Below are 2,322 nucleotides of genomic sequence, written 5' to 3' on the forward strand. Positions count from 1 at the left end.
GGATTCCCCGTCTTCGGCTTCCAAAATTTTGTGCTGGTCGCCAAGGCAGGTTCGAACGTATTCACGCACATCCGCCACATCTTCAACAACCAGAATGAGCGGCTTGTTTTGTCCACTGGCCGGTTGAATGTCCGTTTGTCGCTGACTGTTTTTTCCCCGGCTCAGCGGTTCTTCCGCGTCGATATTGGGTTCATAGGCCGTATCTGTGTCGGCCACCTGCTCCTGCTTTAGATGTTCCTTGCCCAGGGGCAGGATAATGGTAAAGGTCGTACCTTGCCCCACCTGGCTTTCAAGCCTGATTTGACCCTGGTGCATTTCAACAAACTCTTTGGAAAGGCTTAATCCCAGTCCGGTGCCCTTAAAATGGTGTGATTTTTCGGCCTGAAAAAACCGGTCAAAAATCCGGCCGACATACTTTTCGTCGATACCTTCTCCGAAATCCCTGATTTCGATCTCAATTTCCTTTTCGAATAGCTTGTTCAAAGCCGCTTTTGGCTTTTTTACCAGCAGCGAGATCTTTCCATTGTTGGGCGTAAACTTGAAGGCATTCGACAATAAATTGAAAAAGACCTTATCCAACTTGTCGCGGTCAATCCAAATGGCCTGACGTTCGATTTCGGTTCGAAACTGAAAATCAATGTTTTTCTTTTCGGCCAGGTAGGCAAACGACTCCTCCTTTTCCTTCAGAAAGTCAATCAGGTCCAATTCGGAGGCAATGAGTTTCATTTGTTTGTTTTCCAGCTTCCTGAAGTCCATCAACTGGTTGACCAGGCGAAGCAACCGCAACGAACTCCGGTGCATGAGCTTAAACTGCCGTTGCTGTTCGGCCGAAAAGTTCTCCGAGTGCATCAGGTTCTCCAGCGGGCCGGTGATCAAGGTTAGCGGGGTTCTGAATTCGTGCGAAATATTGGTGAAAAAGCGAAGTTTGGTCTGGGTGGCTTCCTCCAGCTGTTGGGTCACTTCAACCAGTTTGTCGCGCTGTTCCTTGATGGCGACATTTTGCTTTTCAATCTTTGCGTTTTTCGCTTCCAGTTTTAGGTTTGCCAGTTTCTTGTTTCGGAAGGCATTGAAGATTAAGAACACCAAAATAACAATGAGCGCAAGCAGGACAATGGTGAAAATTAAGATTAACCGTTGGGTTTGATATTTTGAAATCTGGATGTCCAGAACAGATCGTTGGGCTTCAATTTTTTGTTGAAGCAGCTCAACCTGGTCGGTCTGAAGTTTTAAAACTTCAGCATTGGTGGAGTCAATCACAATCGTCTCCAGAATGTTCTCGCGTTCATATGGCAAATCGTTCAGTATTTTATGGGCGATTTGGATGGCTTTTTCCCCTCCCGTGGGATAATAAAAAGTAGCGTCCAGCTTCCCGTCAATTACGGCCTGCAGTCCACCCTGGTCTCCGGGCAGCCCGTCGATGCCCAAAAAATACGCCGGTTTGCCGGGTTGGTAGGTTTCTTTTACTTCGTAAGCTTCTTTTGCCATCACATCGTTATAGCCGAAAACCAAATCAAAGTCAATGCCTTCCTGTATCACTTGTTCCATAACCCTTCGGGCCCCGTCCCAGTTCCATTGGCCCGATTCGGAATAGACAATCTCCATATTGGGGTAGCCAGCCAAAATTTCAGTAAATCCTTTTCGGCGTTCAATGGCCGGCGACGAACCGTCCAGTCCCCTGATTTCAATAATCTTACCACTTCCATTGAGCAGTTTGGCTGCGTATCTTCCGGCCTCAAGTCCAATCTTGTAGTTGTTTCCTCCAATGTAAGCGGAATATTGGTCCGTGTTGACTTTGCGGTCAATGACAATCACCGGAATTCCCATTTGGTAAACCTTTTCAACAATGGGCGTAATGGGTTCCGACTGGTTGGGCGAGATGATCAGTAAATCAATGCCACTTTCCAGTAAGGCTTCGATTTGCGTGATTTGTAAGTCGCTGTCATCCTGGGCATCCTTGATGATCAGATTCATGTCGGGGTAAAATGACAGCTCAATTTCCATCAGTCGTTGCATCGTTTGACGCCAGTAGTCGGAGGTGGTACATTGCGAAAAGCCAATGGTGTATTCTTTACTGGCCGAAGCCTGGTGTTGGCAAAGTGTGAGCAGAAAAACGAAAGCCAATATGGTGGTCCAAAACCGGTGCATACGTCAGAAGTTTAGTGGGGCTAAATGTACGAATTTCACAGAAGAATTGTATAAAAACTTGCTCTGCTGGTGTTCACAGATTCCTCCTGTCCACGTTCTATCCAAGCCCTTCCCCCAGCGATCCTCCCCATCACTCCATTGCTTGCTGAAGCTACAGTAATTAGTTAATCCTTATGA

General features: G+C 46.9%; 1 protein-coding gene. It reads right to left on the reverse strand.

Going from position 1 to position 2,322, the window contains the following annotated elements; genetic code table 11:
- A partial coding sequence (locus tag NC99_RS07860) for a substrate-binding domain-containing protein (RefSeq protein WP_053181901.1) occupies positions 1-2,145 on the reverse strand: 2,145 nt, incomplete at its 3' end.
- Between the last annotated feature and the right edge of the window lie 177 nt (positions 2,146-2,322).

This window comes from Sunxiuqinia dokdonensis (genome assembly GCF_001270965.1).
GTDB classification, from domain to species: domain Bacteria; phylum Bacteroidota; class Bacteroidia; order Bacteroidales; family Prolixibacteraceae; genus Sunxiuqinia; species Sunxiuqinia dokdonensis.